We start from the raw sequence: 1,176 nt of genomic DNA, 5'->3' as shown, positions 1-1,176 counted from the left end.
CGACCTGGTCGCGGCGGAACTCGAACCGTGGCTCGACTGGCCGGTCGCCCTCTTCGGGCACAGCATGTGCGCCGTCCTCGCCTTCGAGGTGGCGCTGCGTCTGGAACGGAGTGCCGGCTTCGGCCTCGAACGGCTCTTCGCCTCCGGGTGCGGTGCACCCTCGTCATGCCGTGACGTGGAGGACCTTCGGCACCTCGACGACGACGGAGTCATCGCGGAGATGGGTGCCCTCGGCGGGACCGACGCGACTCTGATCGCGGACGACGAGCTGCTGCGCCTCGCGCTGCCCGCCATCCGCGCGGACTACGAGGCGGTGCGGACCTACCGCGCGGAACCGGACGCCACGCTGCGCGCGCCCGTCACCGTGCTCCGGGGCGAGGATGACGCCCGGGTCCCGGCGGACGAGGCGGCCGATTGGCACATGCACACGGAGGCCGGGTGCGACGTGCACGCTTTCTCCGGTGGGCACTTCTTTCTCGACGACCACGGGCGCGAGATCGGTGCGATCGTCAACGCCGCCCTGGGCGGCCCCCGTTGAGCGCACGCGGCCACCGGCCCCCCAGGGGCGGCATCGGGCTACTTCCGGCGGCCCAGCGCCTTCGCACGGTCGCGTGACCAGCCCGCGAGTACGGCACCGGCGACGACCGCGAGCGCGTACACGGTGAGGGTGCCGCCGAAGCCGGCGTCGAGCTTGCTGAGCAGGCCCAGTTGGTCGTGGTCGATCAACAGGCGGATCGCTCCCTGGGCACCGAGCACCAGGAGGAGCACACCGGAGGCCTGGAGGAGGTCGAACTTCATGGGTGCCTTTCCGTAACGGTTTGGATCTTTGGAGCAATGTCGATGACGTGGCGCTCGCAAAGCTAACGATCAGCAGCACGCCGTGCGATGACTTGTGCCCCCAACGGCCGGGCAGGAGGGCGGTATTCAGCCATGCGCCGCTCCACCGGACAACGCCGAGCAGGGCGTTCCGGCCATCTCGGGCCGGCTCGCAAGCGACGAAAGTATGCGGGCGCCACCGCGCACTCCTACCGATGGAGCTGGCGGATCGGGGCTCCCGCGCCCGGGGAAGCGCCCGGATGCTCCGCAGATTCGTTCCGTTCCCTCACGACGTGCCGCAAATGCCGAGGTCAGACGCGTAGTTACGGCCGACGGGGGATTCCTATTAAGCTCTCGTTG

2 protein-coding genes are annotated in these 1,176 nt (G+C 69.6%); one reads left to right on the top strand and one right to left on the bottom strand.

What is annotated here, in order from left to right:
* On the top strand, positions 1 to 538 hold a 538-nt coding region (locus tag ACZ5CR_RS46355), incomplete at its 5' end, for a thioesterase II family protein (RefSeq protein ID WP_468870063.1).
* 38 nt (positions 539 to 576) lie between these two features.
* On the opposite strand, the gene ACZ5CR_RS46350 is transcribed toward ACZ5CR_RS46355, so the two are convergent.
* Entirely contained in the window at positions 577 to 798 is a 222-nt protein-coding gene (locus ACZ5CR_RS46350) for a hypothetical protein (protein WP_468870059.1), read from the bottom strand.
* Between the last annotated feature and the right edge of the window lie 378 nt (positions 799 to 1,176).

This window comes from Streptomyces sp. NPDC031274, assembly GCF_055570235.1.
The sequence above is the reverse complement of the archived record's forward strand: the minus strand, read 5'-3'. Positions and strand labels throughout refer to the sequence as shown.